This is a genomic window from Clostridium tagluense (assembly GCF_003865095.1).
GTDB lineage: Bacteria > Bacillota > Clostridia > Clostridiales > Clostridiaceae > Clostridium_AD > Clostridium_AD tagluense.
In genome coordinates this window covers 45,919-69,779 of sequence record NZ_BHYK01000006.1, presented here as the reverse complement: position 1 = coordinate 69,779, position 23,861 = coordinate 45,919, and the positions used below count along the sequence as shown (strand labels likewise).

Genomic DNA, 23,861 nt, shown 5'->3' with positions numbered 1-23,861 from the left:
ATCTGTTAAAGATCAGTATGGCAGAGAAGTTGATATGACTACAGGTACTATGGCTAATAAAGACGAAGGTAAATATTATGTTGTCGCAGAGTCAAGTAATTCAAATGTAGTTGCAGTTACTAACAAAGATGGAGACGAAAATCTTATAACTGATAACAAGTTAAGTACAGGAAAAGGTTATATAGCACTTACAGCAGATAAAGCAGGAACAGCAACTATTACATTTAAATTGTATAACACTGATCCTACAAAAGCTGATGGTACTAGCAGAGATCCTCTTGTGCCTGTTGATACTCAATCTCAAACATTCTCAGTATTAGCTAATGATGATATTAAAGATTATGTAATATCTGAAAGAACTGAACCAATATATGCTAACGTTGATCATCTTACTAAGACTGTATCTGATAGACAAGTAGATTATAAAGCTGGTGTAAAAGTTTTTGGTACAACAGCAAGTGGCGCACAAGTAATATTATCAGGTAAGCCAATATTCCAAGCAAAAGTTGATAGTAAAGACTTTAAAATAATTAGAGGACCTGAAACATTAGGTGGTACTTGTAAGTATGACAAAGTAAGAGTAGTTGCACTTGACTTTGCAGATTCTGCAAAGAAAGAATCAAGCACCAATCTACAAGTAAGTCTTATAGGTGCTGATGGTAAAGTCTATTCAGTAACTACAAAAATTAAGTCTTCAACAGCAAATCCAGAAGCTAAATCAATATATGCTCATGTGTCAACTGAAGTATTTGGTATTTCTAAAGAGAATGATATTATAACTCTTACTCAATCTGCAGGTAATACTTATGCAGATATGTTAGGAAATTCTTTAGCAGAATACGATGTAGCTGGAAATGCTGGTACTACACAAAATGTTTATATTGCAGCAGATGATCAATATGGTACAGATAGTATGGCGTTGTCTACGTTTAGAATAATTCCTAATGAAACTAGGCTTGCAACTGGATCAACATTCGTTCTTGCTAATGATGGTACTATTACATCTATGAATGTTAAGCCTGGTGACTCTGTTACAGTTTCAGGTGCTACTCCTAATGGATTAGTTAAGATTATTAAAATAGTTTTTGCTGGTACCTCAGTAATAAGGAAGTAGCTAAAGTAACTATATAACTATCATCTCAGGGACAACCTAAATCACATCAAAAACCATAAAATAGTCAGGTCATACACTGGCTGAAAACTAAATAATCAAATTAATACTGAGAGTATCTTTAGGGATGCTCTTCTTTTCTTTTTTTGAGTCTACAGAAAAAGAAAAAAATATCAACATTAGATTTATTGAATTCCTTGTATCAATAGATGCTACAAGGGAATATCATTCTGCAAATTAAACAAACAGATATTTAAACAAAAAAATAGATATTTTAACAAAAAACAAGTAAATTGTTTGAAAAATACAATATTGGCTATCAAAAAATACAATAATATGCTATTATTAAAAAGATAAAATTTGAATAACTTTCCTAAAATTTCTATTATCGAGGAAACGCCCTATGCGATGAAAGCCGCACGTATGGTGTGGACCGGACGAAAATTTGTTGAAACTTGATAGGCTTCCCACTATCAATATAAGCTTATTAGTTACGGAATGACAATTTAAACACAAATACTACTGACCTAAATGATGGAAAAATTCATAATGATAATTATTCTATTACTTCTACAGGTATATTTGGTTCAGAGGATTCAAGCAAGCAAACTGTAATTAATGGAAATGTAAGCATTAAAATACCTAATGCTTCAAAAGCAAAAACAATAACTTTAAAAAATATCAGTATAAGTGGTACACTTAATGTGAATTTCGGTGAAGGAAACGTTATATTAGATAATGTTAAAGTTGATGGAGTTACAGTAACAAATATAGGAGCTAATTCACTTCATATAAAAGGTAATTCTTCTATAGGGCTTCTTACAATAGAAGATATCAATAATGATGCCCATATAGTTGTAGAGGACAATGCAAGTGTAGCTAATGCTTCAGTTTATTCAGGAGCTACGATAGAAGTAGCTAATGGTGCAAAAAATGCAAAACCCTTTGCAAATGTTACAATAGCTTCAAAAAATAACGATGATGTTACTTTGTCTGGAACTTTTGATAATATAAACATAACTAGTCCAGCGAAGGTAACACTAGCTGAGAACACAAAGATTAAAAACCAAATAAAAATAACTGCATCAGTAGAATTAAATGTTTCAAAGAATGCATCTGTTGCAAAAGTAGATATAAGTACAGGTAAAGCCGAGGATAAAGTAATTTTAAATGGAAACTTAGCTAATGTAAATGTTAGTTCAGCAGCTAATATAGAAGTTAAATCCGGCGATGTAAAAATTGCAGCAAATACAAATGTAAATGTAAAGGTTAAAGTAGATGCTAGTGCAACTGTTACTACTGGAAAAGGCAGTGATAATATACAGGCGTCAGGCGATGGAAAAATTGTAGAAAATAAAAATTTAAGTGATGAATCAAAAGTTAAAGAACTAACTTTCGATAATTATTATATTGACGGTAACACTCAGATTTGAATGAAGACTATAGACTTAATGTTAATAACTGCATAGAAGGATCAATTTTTAAATTATATAAATATGATGGAGTTAAAGATAACTTTGTTGCATATATGAAAAATGGTAAAGAAGTTACAACTATTAACCGGGGTAATAATGTAGAATTTGATAAAGTAGACATAGGAAGATATAAAGTAACACAGACTTCAGGTAGAAAAGAAACCGACATGTCAAATGAAGCTGTAATAAAACCAATTAAGCTTTCGGGTGTACTTGAGAATTCAAATTTAAGCCTTATAAATGCCATAGATGCTACAAGTATAAAGGTTTATGACAAAGACGAAAAGGCAATTAAAACTATAACAAAAGCTTGAGGAAAAGCACCTGTTGTAGAGGGGTTAGCAAGTGGAACATATTATATAACTCAAACTGTAAACGGAATTGAAAGCAGTAAATTTGTTGTACCAGTAGGACAAGATTACACAATACATGATATTAAAAAAACTGTAGTAGATTCTTTAAACAAAGCAAATATTACTGCTAAACTTGATGGAGATAAGCTAGTGCTTTCTAAGAAAAATGAAGGCAGTATAGGAACTATTTCAATTGATACTGGGGCAGATTTAAATGTTCAAGTTATGGGAAGGTTATCTTATGATAAGATAGCTCAAAAGCTTGGAACATATGATTTTACTCACGCTAAGGCAGCTATATTTAACATTACTAGTGATTTTGATAAATTAAAATCATTAGTAAAAGATGAAACCATAACAATTACCTATAACAATAAATTCTATAATTTTCATGTTGAAATGAAATAATATCAAGGAATTGACTTTCAGTAGAAAAGGTAATTAAAATAAAACAGAATAAAAACTAATAATAGATTTAATGAATCCTTGTTTCAGTTTCAAGCTATGTAATAGGCCAGCCTCAATTTTTAAATGAATAATTCTAAATAATGCAGACAATACTTCCATTAAAAACTAATTAGTATTATAATAGTTTGTGTAGATAAAGGCGGTGGTGAATCCCATGGGAAAACGAATAAAGATAATAATAGCAGTGGTAATAACAGCAGTAGTTATATCTATTGGCGGATATTATGCTTATCCAAAATATGACCTTAATAAAAGAATGCAAGCATCAGATAAAATAATGAAAGAAAAAAAACTAAAGACGAATAATACTGATAAAGCTATAGTAAGTGAGATATTAAAAAGTAATACTAAGATAGAGTATGCATATATAAGCCATAATGACGAAGATGTAATCTTAAATTTAATGTTTCATAAAGGAATAGATGATAATGATAAGGTTTTAAAAACCAGTGAATACATGAGTATAGTTAGAAAACAATACAAAGGTAAAGGTAAAAATATAAGTGCAACTATAATTCCTAATAATTAATAATAAAAAAGAGCAGGGTTCAAGTGTACATTAGTAAATAAGAACAATTATAAAAGTGCAACTATATTGGCGGAGTAAACGTAATATTAGTGTAAAGCATAAAAACTATAACTATTAAAGAAAATTTAATATTAATGGAAATTTGACTAGGGCAGTTAATGAGATATTAATATTAAATTAAAAAATGGGGGTAAAAATATATGAATAAGAAAATTATAAGTTCACTTCTTGCTGCTGTAATGATATCAGGAGCAACAACTTTAACGGCGTTCGCTTCAATGGCTAGTGGTAGTGTTGTAATAGGTAATAAGGCTTTTGACTTAGTTTATGCTAATGACGCAGCAAACCTTACAGAAATCACTAATGCAATAGTTGCAGGTGGAGAAATTTATATTAAAAATTTTGAAGGAAATTGGATTAGCAATAAAAATGGATTGGCAGTAGCAGCAAGTGTTATACCAGCTGTGGTTTACAAGAGTGCTACCCAAAAGATTGATTTTGCTGCTGCAGATACAAACCTAGTTGTTTCAGCAGTAACAATAAGCTCTGCTAGTGATACTACTCTTAAAGCAGTATTTAACACTGCACCAGCAGATACAACAAAGGTTGTTTTCAATGTTAAAAAAGGAACAACTCCTTTAGCAATGAAAGTTACTTGGAATGCTACGAATACAATAGCTACATTAACATATACATCAAACTTACTAGAAGGCACTTATACAGTTAATGTATTCAATGGCATAACTGATCTTGGTACAAGCAGTTTGGCTATTACATTAAAAGAGACTGGTGGTGGTGTTACAACTCCAGTAGACAATACTGCTAAAATTGCAACAGCAACTGTAGCAGTAGTTAAAGCTGAAATTAGCAGACTACAAATAGATCTTGATGCTGCCAATGCTTTGGTTAATGCGTTGCCATCTGAAGTTGCGCCAAATAGAGCAAGAGCTGATCTAATAACACGCTTAGGAGCTATTAAAATCCTAGATGTAACTGCCCCAGTTCTTAATGCAGTGTCCTTAACTATTGGGCAACCAGTTTTAGCTACGAAAGATGTAAACGGTGATTATAAAGTGTCGTTATCTGGTAGCAAAGGCACTGATATGTTTACTGCCGTAACCTTAAATGCTAGTGAGAAAGCCACTATAAAAATTTCCACTATGGGAAGGTCTAAAACTTTTACAACGGATGATTCTGGTAAACTTACTATCTCTGTAGCTGATTTACTTGGGTCCTTTGCCTCTAAAGATGGCATCGCTGTAAGTACTTTAAAAGGTTATCTTGCCATGCTTAGTGGTGCAGTCACATTAAATGTAACACTTAAAGACGCTTCTGGAAACGAAAAAGCAACAACAATCACTATTAATGCTAACTAAATTGGGTGATATATAATTAATTTGTATTTTACTACAGGAGGACAATTATGAAGGAAGATGTAAAAAAAGCTATATTACAGTTACACGTAAATGATGAACATGAAGCTGCGCATGCCACTTCAAAAAAAGAGTTTTATAAAGATGAATTAGAATCATTACCAGATATTAGTGTGGGAGATATAAATATAAGCACTACATATGTATTTGATTTAGGTGATAAAGTTGAAGTGGGTGTTTATTTTAGAAATGGCCTTTCTAAAGCAATTAATTTTGATAAAGTTCCACTTAAGATACTAAATTCTAAAGACGAAACTGTGGCAAACCAAACATTCGAACTTCGAGAAGTAGGGGATATACCTGCTTATTCAGCAGTGCCTTGGAAACTCTATTTTAATAGAGAAAATGTATTTACTGATGCTATAGATATGCAAGATGGATGGCATATAGTTTTTGATACAAATATAAAAGCACTTAGTACATTAAAAGTCCAATTTGAAAATGTTCCTGATAAGCCTGAGTTTAGTAAGTTACATAAATATTTGGATAAATTGCCACCTATGACTTCAGGAAATATTAGTATATCATTATATGAAATTGAGAAGAGTAATAGTGGAGAATTAGTAATCTCACTTGTAATGAGAAATGCGACAGCCCAAAAGGTAAAAGTAGAGAAGATTCCTATTACTATTAAAAACAATGAAAATGATAAAATAGTGGCTATAGGTACTTTTAATGTTGTTGATATGGAAGTCAGTTCATTAAAGGCTAGATTTTTAAATTTATCATTTAAAGCTGAGCAAATTTTAGAGTCAGAATTTAATGTAGACAACTTATCTGTATATTTTAATGAATAGTAATATGTAGATAAATTTTTAAAATGTATGAGAATAGACACAGGTTGTTTGTTTTTATACGTTTTTTTAATGTGTAATTATAATTATCATTATTATGAATAAGATTACATCGTTTTATAGAAATCATTATTTACCATAGCAGCAAATAATGATATAATACAATCATATGATTTTTTACTAGGAGGAACTACGGATGAATGAAGAAATGAATGGAGAAACCAATATAAGTCTTGAAGATTATCTTATAATAATAAAAGAAAAGTTATGGTTAATAGTTTCTATAACGCTTATGGCTGTTATTATAGCAGGTATAGCAAGTTTTTTTGTTATAAAGCCAACCTACCAGGCTAGTACCAGTATAATAGTGGGAAAGCCACAGGAAACTGCAAGTGGGGCTGCACAATTAAATAGTGATGTAATGATGTATCAAAATTTACTCAAGACCTATACTGAAATTGCTAAGTCGGATTTAGTATCACAGGGGGCTTTGGACAAACTACATAGTAATTTAGAGTTAGAGCAGATTAAAAAAAGCATTACGGTCACTCCCCAAACTGGAACTCAAATTCTAATAATCACGGCTAAGGGCAAAAAGCCTGAAGAGGTATTTAATGTTATAAATGCTATTTCAACCTCTTTTATAGAATCCTCAAAAAAGGTTTATCCTACAGGTGGAGATATACAGGTAATGGATAAGGCTATTATGCCAAAGAATCCTATTAGCCCCAATAAGAAATTAAACCTTGCAATTGCCTTTTTTCTAGGATTAATGGTTTCGCTTGGAATTGTATTCCTTCTGGACTACATGGATAGCACTGTAAAGACCGAAAGTGATGTGGAAAAATATTTAGGCTTACCAGTACTGGGCGTAATACCTAGAATGATTGTAGAGAAAAAATAGGAAGGTGATAGTATGATTGATATTCATAGTCATATACTTCCAGGCATTGATGATGGTTCAAAGGATATGGAAATGAGCATTAAAATGTTAAAGCTAGCAGAGGAAAAAGGAACGAAAACTATTGTAGCTACACCGCATTATATAAGTGGTATATATGAAAATCACTATGAGCAGGTTTTTGCTCTGCATCAGGAGTTAAAGCTTGAGGCAAAGTCTAGAGGCATAAAGGTAGAAATACTGCTAGGACAAGAAGTAATGCTAGACAAACATTCACTTAAGCTCTGCAAAGAGGAAAAACTAAGAGGAATAAATGGGACAAGCTATATGCTTATTGAATTTCCTATGGATAAATTACCAAGAGATGCCCTGGAATTAATTTATGAGCTAAGGCTTCTTAATATTCAACCTATAATTGCGCATCCAGAAAGATATGAATATATATATGAAGCACCTATTAATATAAATGATTTTATTGAAGAGGGATGCGTATTTCAAATTAATGCGGGAAGCCTACAAGGTTCATTTGGAAAGAAAATTCAAAATTGTGCAAGGCTACTAGTGAAAGAGGGTCTTGTAAACTTCATAGCTTCTGATGCTCATTCACTAAATAGGAGATGCCCAGGGCTTATAGAAGGATTTAGAGAAGCCAAGGCCATAGATAGAGAAATAGAAAAAAAAGTATCAAGGAATTTAGAACTGTTACTTTTAGATAAAGCTATAGAAATCAATATGGAAAAAATAAAGAAAAAGAAAAGTATATTTCAGTTTTTCAAGCATTAATGCTTGAGCAGGTAAGTTGTGATTTACACATAAATTAATTTTTTACTTGAAAAAATAATTAGCAAAGGTAGTGCAGCAAATGAAAGGTTTAGACTTAATAACATTTAAAGAACCTACTTCGCCTATGTCAGAATCCTATAGAACCCTTAGGACTAATATTCAATTCTCATCCTTTGATAAAAAAATTAAAACCATACTAATAACTAGTTCAGGGCCGGGAGAAGGGAAAACCACAACTTCTTCAAATTTAGCCATGGTCATGGCTCAAGGTGGAAATAAAACTATATTAATAGATTGTGATCAAAGAAAGCCACAGGTACATAAGGTTTTTGGGTTCTCTAACGAAAATGGATTATCTAACATTTTGGTAAGTGATAATGAAGTAGACATAAATATAGGTGTTCATGAAACTGAGGAGCCCAATCTCCATGTTTTATCTTCAGGCACAAGGCCTCCAAATCCTGCGGAACTTTTAGGCTCTGCAAAAATGAAAAATTTCATTGAGCAGTTAAAGAAAACCTATGACTTTATAATTTTAGATACTCCTCCAATAGTATTGGTTACAGATGCACAAATTCTGGCCCAGTATACGGATGGATGCCTTTTAGTTATATCTTCAGGTGAGGCAGAACGTGATTCAGTTATTAAATCTAAAGGACTCCTTGAAAAGGTTAATGCAAAAATATTGGGGACAGTACTTAACAAAGTGGATTCAAAAAAGAAAGGCTACTATCACTATCAATATGAGTACGGTGGAACCAGTAAATAAGGTAAAAGCAGAAACAAAGCAAAATAATAAAATTATTTTAAATCATAATTTTTATCTCAAAGGGGATAAAAAATTATGGTTTTTTATTTTGTTTAAAATTATTCATCTAAAAAATTATAAATATTGCAAAATGCATAATTGTCCAGTAAAAACAAAACAAAACAAAACAAAACAAAACAAAACAAAACAAAACTTATTAAAAGCATTAAATTCATTATTTAATATAATTTTGAATTAATTAAAATAAATGTAATAAAATCATAGTATTTTTATTGCATATAAAGTAATATAAGTATAAAAAAATATATATTATGACGATAAATGTAGAAGGATGAAGTATTGATATACAACACTTTAAAGGACAACATGTTTTAAAAAAATAATTCTTAAAGTGTAAAATAATAAGCAACTTGACGTATGTTGGAGTAAATGTTTATTAACGGACTAAATCGCGAAATGAAAAATTTGCCGTAAAATTGCTAAAGCTGTATAATTAAATTCAGTAACTATGAAGAAATTTTAAAAAAGAGGTATATAATATGGAGAATTTAGGAAAATGGAAAAAGCCAATATTAATACTAAGTGATGCAGTGCTAATAAATTTAGCCTACATATTAGCTATTTATTTTAGATATAATTATACGAATTTTAAGTTCTATGCCACTGACTATAAAGACATAGCATTAATTGTAACAGTTATATATATAGCTTGTTTTTTTATTTTTAAGCTTTATGAAAGCCTTTGGAGCTATGCCAGCATAGATGAGTTTATGTTGGTTATCGGTGCTTGTCTTGTTTCTAATTTAGCTACCATAGCCTTTATTAGAATTATTGGACATAGTTTTGCCTATGGAGTAAGTATAATAGCTTGTGCTTTTTCAATTATTTTTATAGTTGGGATTAGAATGTCCTTTAGAATCTACGGTAGATTTGAAAGTATTGTAAATTGTAATGCCAGCAAAATCACCAAAGCAAGAGTAATGATAATTGGTGCTGGGGCGGCAGCTGCTATGGTTATAAAAGAAATGAAAAGTAGTAGCCAAAGCAAATATATGCCTGTAGCTGTAATTGATGATGAAGCTTATAAAAAAGGAAAAAACATTATGGGGGTAAAGGTTCTTGGAAGTAGGAGAGACATACCTGCTATAGCCAGTGAAAAATCCATAGAAACTATACTTATAGCTATACCTACTATTGATGAGGTGGATAAAAAACAAATTTTAGAAATATGTAAAAAAACAAATTGTAAAATAGAAATTATTCCTGGTATGTATGAAATAATAAACGGTAAGGTTTCTTTAAATCAAATTAGAAAAGTAGAGATTGAAGATCTCCTTGGCCGCAGCCCAGTTCAGTTAGATATGGCGGGCATTGCAAGTTATATTCATGATAAAACCATATTAGTAACAGGTGGCGGTGGGTCAATTGGTTCCGAATTGTGTCGCCAAATTTTAAAATTCGAGCCTAAACAATTGATTATATTCGATATATATGAAAACAATGCTTATGATCTGCAAATGGAACTTAAGTATAAGTACCCAAAATTAGATTTAAAAGTATTAATAGGATCTGTTAGAGACAAAGCTAGACTAAAAAGTGTATTTGAAAAGTATTCACCAAATATAGTTTTCCATGCAGCAGCACATAAGCATGTTCCACTAATGGAAGAAAGCCCTATGGAAGCCATAAAAAACAATGTATTTGGTACCTATAATGTAGCAGAATGTGCACATAAATTTAATGTAGAAAGATTCGTTATGATTTCCACAGATAAAGCAGTAAACCCCACAAATGTTATGGGTGCAACTAAAAGAATGTGTGAAATGATTATACAATCCATGGATAAGATAAGTGAAACACATTTTGTGGCAGTAAGGTTTGGCAATGTACTAGGAAGTAATGGCTCTGTTATACCGCTATTTAAAAAACAAATAGAGCGTGGTGGACCAATTACACTTACTAATAAATATATAACAAGGTTCTTTATGACCATACCAGAGGCAGCACAATTAGTGCTTCAATCTGGTGCATATGCCCAGGGTGGAGAAATATTCGTGCTGGATATGGGACAACCTGTAAAGATATACGATTTGGCCTGGGATTTAATAAAGCTTTCAGGATTTGTTCCTAATAAGGATATTAAAATTGAAATTACAGGACTTCGCCCAGGAGAAAAACTTTATGAAGAGCTTATGATGAGTGAGGAAGGACTTGCGAATACTAAACATGAGAAGATATTTGTTGGAAGACCCACATTTAGTGATTTAGGGGAAATGAAAGAGAACATGAAGGAACTAGCGGTGGTTATTGAGAGTGATGATGTAGGCTTATTAATTAAAAAAATAGAAGAAATAGTTCCAACCTACAAAAGAAATATGGATGAAAGCGCAATTACAAAGATACAAGAGTAAAAAAAATAGGGGGGCATATTATGAGTAAATTTTTGAGCATCATATTTAGTTTTGTATTATTAGTAATTTTATCACCGTTATTTTTAATTATAGGAGTAATAATAAAGTTGAATTCAAAAGGACCAGTATTCTTTACTCAGATGAGAATTGGTAAGAATAATGAATTATTTAAATTTTATAAATTTAGAACAATGAAAATTGGAACTCCTAATGTAGCAACAGACAAACTTGATAGTTCAAAAAGTTACATAACCACAACTGGAAAAATCTTAAGAAAAACTAGCATAGACGAGCTTCCACAAATAATCAATATTCTTAAAGGGGATATGACTTTTGTAGGACCAAGACCTGCACTATATAATCAGTATGAACTTAAGGAACTTAGAACAAAGGCAGGAGTTCATAAATTACTTCCAGGAGTTACAGGGTGGGCTCAAATTAATGGACGAGATAATAATGATGATTATGAAAAAACGGAGCATGATAGAAATTATTTAGATAATAAATGTTTGTGGTTAGACATAAGAATAATATTTAGAACGGTATTTAAAGTTTTAAGAGCGGAGGGAATTCTTGAAGGTGTTCACCCTCAAGGTGGTACACAGCTAAAGAGTGAATCAAAAGATATTTAATTATAAATCCGAGGTGATTTTAGATGGGTGAATTGTTAATAATTGGAGCTGGTGGACATGGCAGAGTGGTGGCAGAAACAGCAGAACTTATGGGCCTATGGGGAAATATTGTGTTTCTAGACGATAGAGTAGATGTAGATATGGTTTTGAATCATAGGATAGTTGGTAAATTGGAGGAATATGAACAATTTACAGACAAGTATGATTATGCTATTGTATGTATAGGTGACAATGAGAAAAGAATGGATTTGCTTGAAAAGCTATTAAAGTCAGGATACAAAGTTCCAGTTATTATTCATCCTAAAGCCATCGTTAGTAAGTATAGCCATATAGGCGCGGGTAGCGTGATACTTTCTGGTGCGGTAATTAATACGGATGCTAGCATTGGTAGAGGGTGTATTGTTAATATCAATAGCTGCGTTGATCATGACAGCATCTTGTGTGATGGAGTTCATGTGTGTAGTGGAGCGGTTGTTAGGAGTGGGTGTAGGATAGGGGGATTATCTTATATTGGCGCTGGAGCTTGCGTTAAACCTGGAGTTATCTTGCAAGAAAAGTCTATACTTCAGGATGGCATGGTGATTTAAACAAATAAAGGAGCGGCTGCAGTTGAACCTAGGAAAGCAAGAAGCATGGTATGTATTATTTGTTTCCTCGAACCAAGAAGAGAAAGTGAAAAAAATCCTTGAAAAGGAAGCTTTCGATGAGTGTAAGTTTATTGTTCCAACAAGGGAACTTAGAGAACGAAAAGATGGAAAGTGGCATACTGTAAAAAGAAAGTTATTTCCAGGCTATCTTTTAATAAAAGGGATTATAAATATAGAAATCTATTATAAATTAAAAAAAACACCTGGAATAATAAAATTACTAACAAGCGAAGATGAAATTCTAACAGTAGATGAAGGAGAACTAACAGTATTAAAGATACTTTTAGATAGACATGATAATAATGTAGGGATTTCTACATTATATAAAGAAAATGATAGTATAAAAATAATTGCAGGGCCTTTAATGGGACTTGAGGGTCAAATAATAAAAGTAGATTCTAGAAAAGGTAGAGCAAAGGTAAGTCTTAGCTTTATGAAGGAAGAAAGAATAGTAGAACTTGGCATTGAACTAGTGGACAAAATCTAAAGAAGAATATGGGTGTTTCGGCCCCATAGAAAAATTTAGAGGTCATAGTAAGGCTTTGGTAGCATAATGTGGATTATGTGAATGGCGAAGCTATGCCACGAGGGTAGTTGATTTTTTTCATAGTGTCAGTAAAGCTGTGGAATGTTAGTTTAGAAAAAGAGTAATTTGGAAAGTATTAAAATAGAAAGTTACCAAATTACTTTTCTAAATTTAACATACACAGAGGTGTCATTGTAATGTTATCAAGAAAAAATTATGCTAATGGGTTTACTTTGATTGAAATTATAGTTGTTATTTCTATTATTGCGATTTTAGCAGCTGTAGCAGTACCAAATTATATTGGATATGTAAAAGAGACTAAAGAAAAAGTTTGTAATGTTAATTGTGTTCAATTAGAAAGAATGTATGAGATGTATTTGGAAACAGAGGGCATAGAAGATGACGATGATGTTTTTGAACAATTCTTGCAGGGATATGGTGAGAATGTATGTCAAAGTCATGGTGAAATAAATCATGTGGATGGAAAAGTTAAGTGTAGTGTTCATACTAATGAGGATGCTAGAGATGTCCCATATTTGTGATTGAATGGTGAGAACGAAGAGAGCATATCCATCGGATAAGACAAGCTGTGCAAATGTAAATAGACAAACTGTGATATCCGAAAAACACCAAACTGCAATGGTTATATACACTATGAGTGAATGATGATGGACGAGCAGTATGTGCAATGGATAAGAATGATAATATCGAAGTGGGAATGTAGAAGGGATTAGAGGGGGTGGTGATTACATAGATGAAGAAAGTACTTATTACAGGAGCTAATAGTTACATAGGGACAAGTCTTGAAAAATGGTTATTACAGTGGGCTGAAGATTACTCGGTGGAGACTGTTGATATGAAAGATGGTGCATGGAAGAAAAAAGATTTCTCAGAGTTTGATGTGGTGTTCCATGTGGCGGGGATAGCGCATGTATCTACAGATCCTAAGATGGAAGCTTTATACTATAAAGTTAATCGGGATCTTACTATAGAAACTGCTCAAAAAGCTAAGGATGAAGGCATTAAGCAGTTTATTTTTATGAGTAGTATCATTGTTTATGGTGATAGCAGCCATATTAAGCATAAAAGAGTTATAGATAAAAATACAGTGCCTACTCCTTCTAACTTTTATGGATATAGTAAACTTCGAGCAGAAGAAGGTATTATACCTTTGATGGATGAAAAATTTAAAGTTGTGGTATTAAGACCACCTATGATTTATGGTAAAGGCTCAAAAGGAAACTATCCTAAACTTGCAAAGATGGCTCAGAAGCTACCTTTATTTCCTGATGTGGATAATGAAAGAAGTATGTTACATATAGATAATTTGTGTGAGTTTATTAGACTTGTGGCTGAGAATGATGAAAGTGGGATATTCTTTCCCCAGAATAGGGAGTATGTGAAGACAGCGGAGATGGTGAAATTGGTTTCAGAAGCACATGGTAAAAAGCTTCTGTTAACAAAGATATTTAATCCTATATTACGACTTATGGGTCATAAAGTAGGAATAGTTAATAAAGTATTTGGGAATTTGGTGTACGAGCAGAGCATATCAACTTATAAAAAAAATTATAGAATTAGAGATTTGAAAGAATCGATAGGATTGACAGAAGTGGAGAGTAGAGAAATATGAAGGTAGTTATGGTCAATTGCTTTGATACATATGAAGATAGAATAGACTTAATTCATGATTTTTTTATTGATAAGGGTCATGATGTTACAGTTATCCAGTCAGATTTTAGACATTTTAAGAAGGTTAAACGTACTGAGAGCAAACAAAATTTTATATTTATTGAATCAAAACCATATTATAAAAATATGTCTGTAGCAAGAATGACATCACATTATAATTATGCAAAGAAAGCTTTCCAAAGTGTAGAAGACTTACGACCGGACTTGCTATATGTAATGGTACCACCAAACTCTTTAGCAAAATTTGCTGCTAAATATAAAAGAAGACATAGCAATGTAAAACTAATTTTTGATTTAATCGATCTTTGGCCTGAAACTATGCCAGTTGGAAAAGTTGAAGCTTTTCCACCTTTTTGTTTTTGGCGTGCAATGAGAAATAGTGCATTAAAGTACGCAGAGTGTGTTATAACAGAATGTGACTTATATCGGGAAGTACTTAAAAAACATTTAAAAGGCATTAAAGCTGAAACAGTATATTTAGCAAAAAGAGAAGTTAATACTAACAGTCATCCTGTGTTCAACAATGATGAAATTCATTTATGTTACTTGGGTTCAATAAATAATATAATTGATATTTCGAAGATAAAAAGATTTGTAAAATCAATAAATGAAGTAAAACCTGTAACCTTTCACATCATTGGAGATGGAGAGAGCAAGGATATTCTAATCAATGAGATAAAAAGTACAGGTGCAATTGTAGAATATTATGGGAAACTATATGACCCACAAAAGAAACAAGAGATATTTGATAAGTGCCAGTTTGGATTAAATATAATGAAAGATAATGTTTGTGTTGGGCTAACTATGAAATCTATTGATTATTTTCAACATGGATTACCAATTCTAAATAATATACAGGCTGATACCACTCAAATGGTGGACAAGTATAATATAGGTATTAATGTTACAGATGAGAATATAGAAGATGTAGTGGCTAAGGTGGCTAAGGCTAATATGAAAGAACTGCTGGTTATGAAAGAAAATATAAAGAAGATGTTTGTCAGTATCTTTTCTCTTGATGCATTTAATAAAAAATTACAAGATATACTTAAGGAGCTGTAAATAGAAATGAAGAATGGATACGGCTTGGGTGAAATATTTAAGAATGCAATAGCACTTTTTTACACGAAAATATTTTATAAAGGTGCACGCTTAATACGTAGACCTATATATGTACGCGGTAAAAAATTTCTACAATATGGTGAAGGGCTTACTACTGGATATGGTTGCCGTTTAGAAATGTTCGATACTGGAGTGGGTGAGGTAAAGAAGCTTGTTATCGGCAAAAACTGCAAGCTTGGAGATAATGTCCACATTGCTGCAGGTGAAAATGTTACTATAGGCGATAACTGCCTTATGGCGTCTAAAGTATATATTAGCGATGTTAATCACGGAGATTACTCAGGTATTGTTGAGTATTCATCACCTGATATTTCACCAGATAATAGACAGTTATATACAAGAACTGTTTCAATAGGAAATAATGTTTGGATTGGCGAGAATGTCTGTATTTTACCCGGTGTTACTATAGGTGATGGCTGTATTATTGGAGCAAACTCGGTGGTTAACAGAGGTGTACTTAATAACTGCATGATTGCTGGGTCACCAGCTAGAGTAATAAAAAAATATGATGATAAGGCAAGGCAATGGAGAAAATTTAATGAATAATAGACAGTATTATTGAATAGTTGTACGCGATTTTAAATTTAAATTGAGTTTTGTATGTATATAGGTTACAAAAATTACATTGAGGCATTTGTTTGATTGGAGATATAGATAGTATGAAAACGATAGTAATATCAGGTATTAATTTTTTTGAAGGTGGACCATTATCAGTATATAAAGATTGTTTAGATAACATTATTAAAAGTAGATTAAATGAAACTAATAAAATAATTGCGTTTGTACATAAAAAAGAAATTTTTGCTGAATATGCTGATAAGGTAATACTTATTGAATTACCAAAGTCAAGGAAGAGTTATTTATACAGGCTCTGGTATGAGTATTTTTATTTTTACTTTTATTCAAAAGGTAAAAATGTTGATGTGTGGCTTTCATTGCATGATATAACACCAAATGTTAAAGCAAAAAATAGGTATGTATATTGTCATAATCCTTCACCGTTTATGAAGACTGAGCTTAAGAACTTAAAATATAGTTACAAGAATTTTTTGTTTTCTCTGTTTTATAAATATTTATATAAAATTAATATTGAGAAAAACATAGCTGTTATTGTGCAACAGGATTGGATGAGACAAGAATTTATCAATAGGTATAAGTTGAAAAATGTAATTGTTGCAAGGCCAACAGTGATTATTAGTGAGGATATTAATAGTAATACTCCCAATGAACAAAAAAATAAATATCAGTTTATATACCCATCATTCCCACGATTTTTCAAGAACTTTGAGGTTATTTGTACGGCCTGTGGAATACTAGAAGAAAAAGGTGTAACTGATTATGAAGTTCTCCTAACTATAGATGGCAATGAAAACAGATATTCTAAAGATTTGAAAACACATTTTGGAAAATTACAAAGTGTAAAGTTTATTGGGCTACAAGAAAGGGGAAACTTGTTTAATTTATATGGAACATCAGATTGTATGATATTTCCTTCAAAGTTGGAAACATGGGGACTACCTATATCAGAATATAAAGAGACTGGTAAGCCTATGTTAGTAGCAAATTTACCTTATGCGCATGAGACAGTAGGTACTTATAATAAAGTAGTATTTTTTAATTCCAATAAACCTGAAGATTTAGCATGTTTTATGGAAAAACAAATTAGGCAAGGAAACACCTATCAAAATGTTGTAGAGAAAAAAGTGATGCACCCCTTCGCTAGAGATTGGAAAGAATTGTTAAAAATGATTTTAATACCAACTGGGGAATGATGAAATGATTCACTTATTATTGTTAAGTTTATAATTGTGCAAATATTGAAGGGTAGTTTTTTTATAGAATAACTATTTAGTTGGAAGAGGGTGAACAGGGTATGAAAGTTGGTTCGGTAGTTGTTCTATATAACTTCAATGAATCATTTTTGAAAAACTTAGAATTATTAAAAAAATATGTAGACTTTATTGTGCTAGTTGATAATTCATCGGTTTCTTCTCAAAATTTGTTCGAGGAATTCATCGGTGACGGTTTAGTATATATTCCATTGTACGGAAACTTTGGAATTGCAACTGCATTAAATAAAGGAATGGAAGTGTGCATTAATCAGAATTGTGACTGGGCGCTAAACCTTGATCAGGATAGTACATTTTATAATGATATTATTGCAGTTTATAGAAAATATATAAACAACAATACATGTACAAATATTATGGGATTGTGTCCACAGTATTTTACGTATCAAAACAATCCGAAACTTAATGAATCAAGCATACAGGTTAAAGAAACCATACAGTCTGGCACGCTATTTAATATAGAAAAATATTTAAAGTTAGGTTTTTTTAAAGATGATTATTTTATTGATTATGTTGACTTTGAATATTGTTACCGCGCCGAGAAACAAGGATATATTTTTATGAGATGTAATAGTGCTGCATTGATACATAACAAAGATGAAGCTGTTTTTGATAAAGATTATAAATATTATCGTGAGATAAAGTGCTTTAAATATAGGCATCATTATATGTATCCATCTGAAACAAGGACATATTATGTATTTAGAAATGGGATGGATGTATTTTTCACATATAAAAAAATTAGTGTTCTAATAAATCTATTAACTAGAATAGTGAAATGCATATTATTTGAAAAGAACAAAATGGGGCAGCTAAAAGCTATGCTAAATGGGTTTCGTGATTATAAAAGGAAAAAGTATGGTATAAATAAATGATTTAACATAGAAAGCATAAGCATCTAGTTTAAGAGTTTTTAAACCTTTAACCATCTTGTTTTTACTTTGAAACATTTCTTTTTAGTAATGATAATAAGCAACGCACTCCATGTAGAACTAAGAGCATGTCATACATAGAGATTGGTATGAATTAAAGTAACATAAGTACATCACTATATTTTACAGTCTGAAAACAGTTATAAACTAAATACTACCTATTTAATTATACTAGATTACTTGTTATAGTATTGTTTTGAAATCGAGGGGGAGAAATAAGTGAAGCTAATGTCTGAAAGATATAGTACCTATAATAGTTTTATTATTTTAATTTTACTTTTAGGGGTAGTTCCTATTTTAATATTAATGAATAATTTAACAAACAATACATATTATGATGTTGAAAAATATATTAATTATTTAATATATTTTCAATCATTAGTTGGGATTATGATAGTATGTACTCACTCTAAGAAACTAATAAATGGTTTTTCAGTGAAATTTTTAATTATAGTATTGATGTATATATTAGTATATTATCTAATTTCATACTTGTTTGAAAATAGCTTTATAAGTGTAATATTTAGTGATGGAATTGATTTTCAAACAATGAATATAAAACAATATTATATTCAATTTTTAAAAGCGACTTTGAGCACTTTTGCTATATATTTATTAGTAGGCTTGAATTTAATACATATTGTAGATATCCTAAATAAAAAAGGTAATAAAGCTATAATTGTGGCAGTTTATTTAGTATATACATTGTTTTTAGCTGCAACAATGTTTGCAACTAATACAACGAATATATTTGACTTATTAACATTTACTGTACAACATACAATCTATTTATATATAGGAGACGCATTTGCACTTTATTCATTAATCATTTATTCAATATTAAGAAATAAGGTAGCAAATTTTTTTGTTCTTTTCAACTCTCTATTTTGGATTTATAAAATTGGCTCAAGGGCGTCATTATATTCTTTTATAATAGTTATTACATTAATATTAATAAAGAATTTATTTATGAATATTAATTTAGGAAAAATGGTTAGTAGCTGTGCTGTAATTTGTTTGATATTTATCATTATATTTTCTTTGCAAAATAAAACTAATAATAATTTAAATGGGAGAATGCTTAGTGTAGTAACTGGAATATCAAGTGACGAGTCATATAACCTGAGGAATAGTTTGCAAAAAGAAGGTATTGAAGATATTAAAAAACATTATTTAATAGGGAATATGTTTGCAGAAATAAAAAGATGTGGATATGTTGGGGATTATGTTCATAACGTTTTATCATATTGGGTAGAATTTGGATTAGTACCGTTCATATGTATTATATCTATGATTGCTTATTATTTTTATTACAATTTTAAACTTTTTTTTAAAATAAAGAATTCAATAACCATTCAATTGGTTTTTTCTTTAAGTACGTTTATTTTTTTAGAGGCTATTATTAGCCGTTCGTATACTTATCCATATTTATGGTTAGCTCTTTCAGCGAGCTGTAGTTTACATTACTATACAAAAAAAACAGCAAATATACGATGAAATATGTAATTTTAGGAGTGCAGAGAAATGGAAAAGTTAATTTACATTGCTTATATAGATAGGGTTAAAGATGTAGGACTTTATAAAAAAGTATCTTGTCAATGCGAGATGTTTAGTAAATTCTACGAAACAATATTAATATGCAGGGAAAACAACAATATTTATATTGAAAATTTTACATATAAAAACACATATTATTCAAATGATAGTTTTTACCCAGTTTATAATAAAATAAACAACTATAGAAATTTAAATATATTTAGTATTTTTATATATAATTACATAAGAGAAAATGAGCCTCAAATATTGTATATAAGAAAATACAATTATTATAATATAGGATATAAAATGATATTATATGCCAAAAAAAAAACAAAGTGTTATTTGCTATGGGAGATTCCTACGTATCCATATAAGATGGAATTCACAAAAAATAATAAGTATTTAGCTTATGTACTTAGCAAATTTTTGGACTATAAAATTGAAAAGATTTGTGATAAAATCATTGTTATTTTGGGACAAAACATAAAAGTTAAATCTAGTAAATATTTAATTATACGTAATGGCATTAAGGTTGATAAAATAAAAACTAAAGACATAAAAGACATAGAAGACATTAATGTAAATAAAAATTGTTTGAATTTAGTCGGAGTTGCTATAGTACATTTTTGGCATGGATATGATCGTATAATTGAAGGCTTAAAAAATTACTACGATAGTAATAAAGGAAAAGATTTAGTGTATTTTCATATAGCGGGAGATGGAGCTGAAATTCCCAATTTAAAGAAATTAGTTGATAATTATAATTTAAATAGTTATGTAATTTTTTATGGTGATAAAACAGGACAAGACCTTGATGAATTATTTGATAAATGCAATATGGGTATAGGTAGTTTAGCCAATCATAGAAAGGGGTTAATGAAGGATAGTGCATTAAAAAATAGGGAGTATTGTGCAAGGGGAATACCATTTGTAATTGCATCAGATGATGATGGTTTTAATCGAGATTATAAATACATATTAAGAATTAATCCGGATGAATCACCTGTAGATATTAATAAAATAATCAAATTTTATGATTCAATAAAAAATGATAAATATATTGAGGAGATGCGGAGTTATGCAGAACAGAATTTAACATGGGATGCTGTAATGAAGCCAGTAATTGATGCAATTAATAGTAGGAATATAGATAAGTAACAATTGAAAAATTATTAATATAAATAAGAATATATTTAAATACTTGATATGTGTAAAATTTAAATCAAACCCTTTATGAAAATTTTATCATAAATTACTTAATTATAATTACGAAGCGAGTGATAGGAAGAAGTTATTTTATACATTTGCAATTAAAGATATTGATGCAATATTAAGGGGGATATATGCTCTTTAAAATTACAGATAGCAGAGAAGTAATAAAAAAAGTAATCTATACGATAAAAAAATGCAATGTGGTATTTACTTTATTATAGAATAATACATGTTTTTATACATGAGAATGTAAATATTGGGAATTGGTGTATGAAGAGTCAATAAAGTATGCTAAAGATAGGGGGTTTGAATTTGTGAATGAGTATGAATTAAAGGGGGTGTATTTTGATAGATAAAGAAAAATATATAGAATTATGTAAAACAGAAAAATCTATTCCTATATTCTCTAAAGACTGGTGGATGGATGCGGTTTGCGGAGAAATCAATTGGGATGTACTATTAGTTGAAAGAAATAATGAAATTGTGGCATCCATGCCCTATTATATGAAGAAAAAATTAGGATTTAAATATATTACACAACCTACATTAACTAAAACAAATGGTGTGTGGATAAAGTATCCAGAAAAACAGAAACAAAGAAGTAAACTTTCTTATGAAAAAGAATTAATGACTGAGATAATTGAGCAACTGAAAACTTTAAAAATAGATTATTATAGTCAAAATTTTAATTATTCAATTACTAATTGGTTACCGTTTTATTGGAAAGGATTTAAGCAAACTACCAGGTATACTTATGTAATAGAAAATGTAATTGATTTAGAATCTGTATTTGGCGAATTTAGTAAAGTAGTTAGAAAAAATATAAAAAAAGCCGAACAATCAGCAAAAATATATGTCTCAAATGATGTAGAAAAATTTTATTCAATTAATAAAAAAACATTTGAAAGGCAAGGATTAAAGATACCATACACGTTAGAATTATTAAAAAGAATAGATGAAGCATGCGATAAGAATAATGCCAGAACAATATATTTTGCAGAGGATGAAGACGGGAATTTACACTGCGGTAGTTATATTGTTTACGATGATATGGGCGTATACCAGCTAATGTCAGGAACTAATCCTGAGTTCAAAAAAAGTGAATTTAAATCATTACTTATATGGGAAGGATTAAAGTATGCACATCAAACAAATAGAATCTTTGATTTCGAGGGAAGTATGATGGAAGGAGTAGAAGAGTATTTTCGAAAGTTTGGTACAATACAAAAACCTTTCTTTAGTATCTCTAAAATAAATTCTAGAATATTAAAAATCAGGCAAAACTTAAAATTTTAATAAAATAGGGAAGAATTAAGGTAGGAAAAATGGAGAAAATTAAAAAGGCATTAAAAAGCGGGTTTATAAAAAATATATTTTTGGTTGCTGGGGGAACAGCATTTGCTCAATTGTTAAACATTATGATATCCCCAATTATAACAAGAATATACTCTCCAGAAGAATTTGGAGTTCAAACAATGTATATGTCTATGTTAGCAATTCTTGTTATTGCAGGTTCGCTAAAGTATGAAGGTGGCATTGCAATAGCGGATGATGATGAAAAAGCAATTAATGTGGTTGCTTTAAGTATAGTAATTTTAGTAAGTTTTGTAGCGATAATTGCTTTAATTACATTTTTTTCAGGCAAGCAATTCTTGAAATTATTTGGCGCGGGAATATTATTCAAATACAGATTTTTAATTCCAATCGGTATATTATTTGCTGGTACATATAATATTTTTATTCAGTGGTCATTTAGAAAAAAAGAGTTTAAATCAATTGCTAAAACTAAATTTAACCAAGCAATAATACAGAATATAACTAAAATTTCTTTTGGATTTTTCAAATGTGGATCTATAGGTCTTATATTAGGGAGTCTATTTGGTCAGAGTGCAGGAATAACAACACTGTCGATGCCACTTATAAAAGAAAGTAAGCATATATTAAGAAAAATAAATGCAAAAGATATGCTTTCATGCGCAAAACGATATATTAAATTTCCATTATATGCAGCTCCTGGTTCATTATTAAATACCTTAGGGCTACAACTACCAGTTTTCTTTATTGCTTATTTATATAGTAGTAAGATTGTTGGATTATATGGATTAGCAAATGTAATAGTAAGTCTGCCTACAGATTTAATTGGTGGTTCTATAGGTGATGTTTTCTATGCAGAAATAGCAAGCATAGGCAGAACTGAACCAGAAAAAATAAAAAGAATATCGGAAAAACTAATAAAAAAACTAATATTAATTGGATTGTTTCCATTAATTACACTAGTTTTATTTGGACCGTGTTTGTTTTCGATTGTTTTTGGACATAAGTGGTATGAAGCAGGCGTTTATTCTAGAATACTAGCTTTTTTAGTATTTGGAAGACTTATATTTACACCAGTGAATAGAATTTTTCCTGTTTTTGAAAGGCAGAAAGAAGATCTTTATCTAGATATTTTTAGAGTGATTTTAGTATTAATAGCATTTGGAATATCCAAATTCATGTCATTAAATTCATATTGGGCTATTGGATTGTATACTTTAGCAATGGACATAGTATATTTAGTAACTATTTTATATGCACGAAAAATAATGAGAGAAGAAATTAAAAAAAAGTTACAGGAGAACTCTTAAATATAAATTTAAGGGATACTTCAAAATATTAACTGCAACATTTATTGAAAAAGATAAA

At 30.3% G+C, this 23,861-nt stretch carries 23 protein-coding genes and 1 pseudogene; all 24 read left to right on the top strand.

Annotated features, from left to right (window positions below; all coding sequences use genetic code 11):
- A pseudogene (locus Ctaglu_RS06990) lies at positions 1-1,114 on the top strand (hypothetical protein); the annotation flags it as partial.
- Between the two features lie 701 nt (positions 1,115-1,815).
- The gene (locus Ctaglu_RS06985; RefSeq protein ID WP_124999467.1) at positions 1,816-2,544 is read left to right on the top strand and encodes a hypothetical protein; all 729 of its coding nucleotides are present in this window, start codon (positions 1,816-1,818) and stop codon (positions 2,542-2,544) included.
- Positions 2,541-2,900, top strand: coding sequence for a hypothetical protein (locus Ctaglu_RS06980; protein ID WP_124999465.1), 360 nt, complete (start codon positions 2,541-2,543; stop codon positions 2,898-2,900). The genes Ctaglu_RS06985 and Ctaglu_RS06980 overlap by 4 nt, the downstream gene beginning before the upstream one ends.
- Positions 2,901-3,089: 189 nt before the next feature.
- Positions 3,090-3,347, top strand: a complete 258-nt coding sequence (locus Ctaglu_RS06975) for a hypothetical protein (RefSeq protein WP_124999463.1) — start codon at positions 3,090-3,092, stop codon at positions 3,345-3,347.
- 214 nt (positions 3,348-3,561) lie between these two features.
- Positions 3,562-3,936, top strand: coding sequence for a tetratricopeptide repeat protein (locus Ctaglu_RS06970; protein WP_124999461.1), 375 nt, complete (start codon positions 3,562-3,564; stop codon positions 3,934-3,936).
- Positions 3,937-4,136: 200 nt separating this feature from the next.
- Entirely contained in the window at positions 4,137-5,312 is a 1,176-nt protein-coding gene (locus tag Ctaglu_RS06965) for a hypothetical protein (protein WP_124999459.1), read from the top strand.
- Between the two features lie 47 nt (positions 5,313-5,359).
- Complete coding sequence (locus Ctaglu_RS06960; protein ID WP_124999457.1) at positions 5,360-6,166, top strand: SLAP domain-containing protein; 807 nt, start codon at positions 5,360-5,362, stop codon at positions 6,164-6,166.
- Between the two features lie 193 nt (positions 6,167-6,359).
- Complete coding sequence (locus tag Ctaglu_RS06955) at positions 6,360-7,067, top strand: YveK family protein (RefSeq protein ID WP_124999455.1); 708 nt, start codon at positions 6,360-6,362, stop codon at positions 7,065-7,067.
- 12 nt (positions 7,068-7,079) lie between these two features.
- Complete coding sequence (locus Ctaglu_RS06950) at positions 7,080-7,847, top strand: tyrosine-protein phosphatase (RefSeq protein WP_124999453.1); 768 nt, start codon at positions 7,080-7,082, stop codon at positions 7,845-7,847.
- A 79-nt stretch (positions 7,848-7,926) separates the two neighbouring features.
- The gene (locus Ctaglu_RS06945; RefSeq protein WP_124999451.1) at positions 7,927-8,616 is read left to right on the top strand and encodes a CpsD/CapB family tyrosine-protein kinase; all 690 of its coding nucleotides are present in this window, start codon (positions 7,927-7,929) and stop codon (positions 8,614-8,616) included.
- Positions 8,617-9,155: 539 nt separating this feature from the next.
- Positions 9,156-11,027 (top strand): polysaccharide biosynthesis protein, encoded by a 1,872-nt coding sequence (locus tag Ctaglu_RS06940; protein ID WP_124999449.1) that lies wholly within the window; start codon positions 9,156-9,158, stop codon positions 11,025-11,027.
- 20 nt (positions 11,028-11,047) lie between these two features.
- Positions 11,048-11,659, top strand: coding sequence for a sugar transferase (locus tag Ctaglu_RS06935; RefSeq protein WP_124999447.1), 612 nt, complete (start codon positions 11,048-11,050; stop codon positions 11,657-11,659).
- A gap of 23 nt (positions 11,660-11,682) precedes the next feature.
- Positions 11,683-12,246 carry a NeuD/PglB/VioB family sugar acetyltransferase gene (locus Ctaglu_RS06930; protein ID WP_124999445.1) on the top strand — a complete coding sequence of 188 codons (564 nt, stop codon included), beginning with the start codon at positions 11,683-11,685 and terminating at the stop codon, positions 12,244-12,246.
- 22 nt (positions 12,247-12,268) lie between these two features.
- Positions 12,269-12,793 (top strand): antiterminator LoaP, encoded by a 525-nt coding sequence (loaP, locus tag Ctaglu_RS06925; protein ID WP_124999443.1) that lies wholly within the window; start codon positions 12,269-12,271, stop codon positions 12,791-12,793.
- 236 nt (positions 12,794-13,029) lie between these two features.
- On the top strand, positions 13,030-13,374 hold the full coding sequence (locus Ctaglu_RS06920; protein WP_124999441.1) for a prepilin-type N-terminal cleavage/methylation domain-containing protein: 345 nt from the start codon (positions 13,030-13,032) through the stop codon (positions 13,372-13,374).
- A gap of 212 nt (positions 13,375-13,586) precedes the next feature.
- On the top strand, positions 13,587-14,465 hold the full coding sequence (locus tag Ctaglu_RS06915) for an NAD-dependent epimerase/dehydratase family protein (protein ID WP_124999439.1): 879 nt from the start codon (positions 13,587-13,589) through the stop codon (positions 14,463-14,465).
- Complete coding sequence (locus tag Ctaglu_RS06910; protein WP_124999437.1) at positions 14,462-15,586, top strand: glycosyltransferase family protein; 1,125 nt, start codon at positions 14,462-14,464, stop codon at positions 15,584-15,586. Before Ctaglu_RS06915 ends, Ctaglu_RS06910 begins: the two co-directional genes overlap by 4 nt.
- A 6-nt stretch (positions 15,587-15,592) precedes the next feature.
- Positions 15,593-16,192, top strand: a complete 600-nt coding sequence (locus Ctaglu_RS06905) for a DapH/DapD/GlmU-related protein (RefSeq protein WP_124999434.1) — start codon at positions 15,593-15,595, stop codon at positions 16,190-16,192.
- Between the two features lie 113 nt (positions 16,193-16,305).
- Positions 16,306-17,418 (top strand): glycosyltransferase, encoded by a 1,113-nt coding sequence (locus Ctaglu_RS06900; RefSeq protein WP_124999432.1) that lies wholly within the window; start codon positions 16,306-16,308, stop codon positions 17,416-17,418.
- A gap of 101 nt (positions 17,419-17,519) precedes the next feature.
- The gene (locus Ctaglu_RS06895; RefSeq protein WP_124999430.1) at positions 17,520-18,371 is read left to right on the top strand and encodes a glycosyltransferase; all 852 of its coding nucleotides are present in this window, start codon (positions 17,520-17,522) and stop codon (positions 18,369-18,371) included.
- Positions 18,372-18,647: 276 nt separating this feature from the next.
- Positions 18,648-19,925: an O-antigen ligase family protein gene (locus Ctaglu_RS06890; protein ID WP_124999428.1), complete on the top strand. Its 1,278-nt coding sequence runs from the start codon at positions 18,648-18,650 to the stop codon at positions 19,923-19,925.
- A 27-nt stretch (positions 19,926-19,952) separates the two neighbouring features.
- Positions 19,953-21,125 carry a glycosyltransferase family protein gene (locus Ctaglu_RS06885; protein ID WP_124999426.1) on the top strand — a complete coding sequence of 391 codons (1,173 nt, stop codon included), beginning with the start codon at positions 19,953-19,955 and terminating at the stop codon, positions 21,123-21,125.
- A gap of 399 nt (positions 21,126-21,524) precedes the next feature.
- The gene (locus Ctaglu_RS06880) at positions 21,525-22,475 is read left to right on the top strand and encodes a GNAT family N-acetyltransferase (RefSeq protein ID WP_124999424.1); all 951 of its coding nucleotides are present in this window, start codon (positions 21,525-21,527) and stop codon (positions 22,473-22,475) included.
- 29 nt (positions 22,476-22,504) lie between these two features.
- Positions 22,505-23,803 (top strand): lipopolysaccharide biosynthesis protein, encoded by a 1,299-nt coding sequence (locus Ctaglu_RS06875; RefSeq protein ID WP_124999422.1) that lies wholly within the window; start codon positions 22,505-22,507, stop codon positions 23,801-23,803.
- Positions 23,804-23,861: the final 58 nt, after the last annotated feature.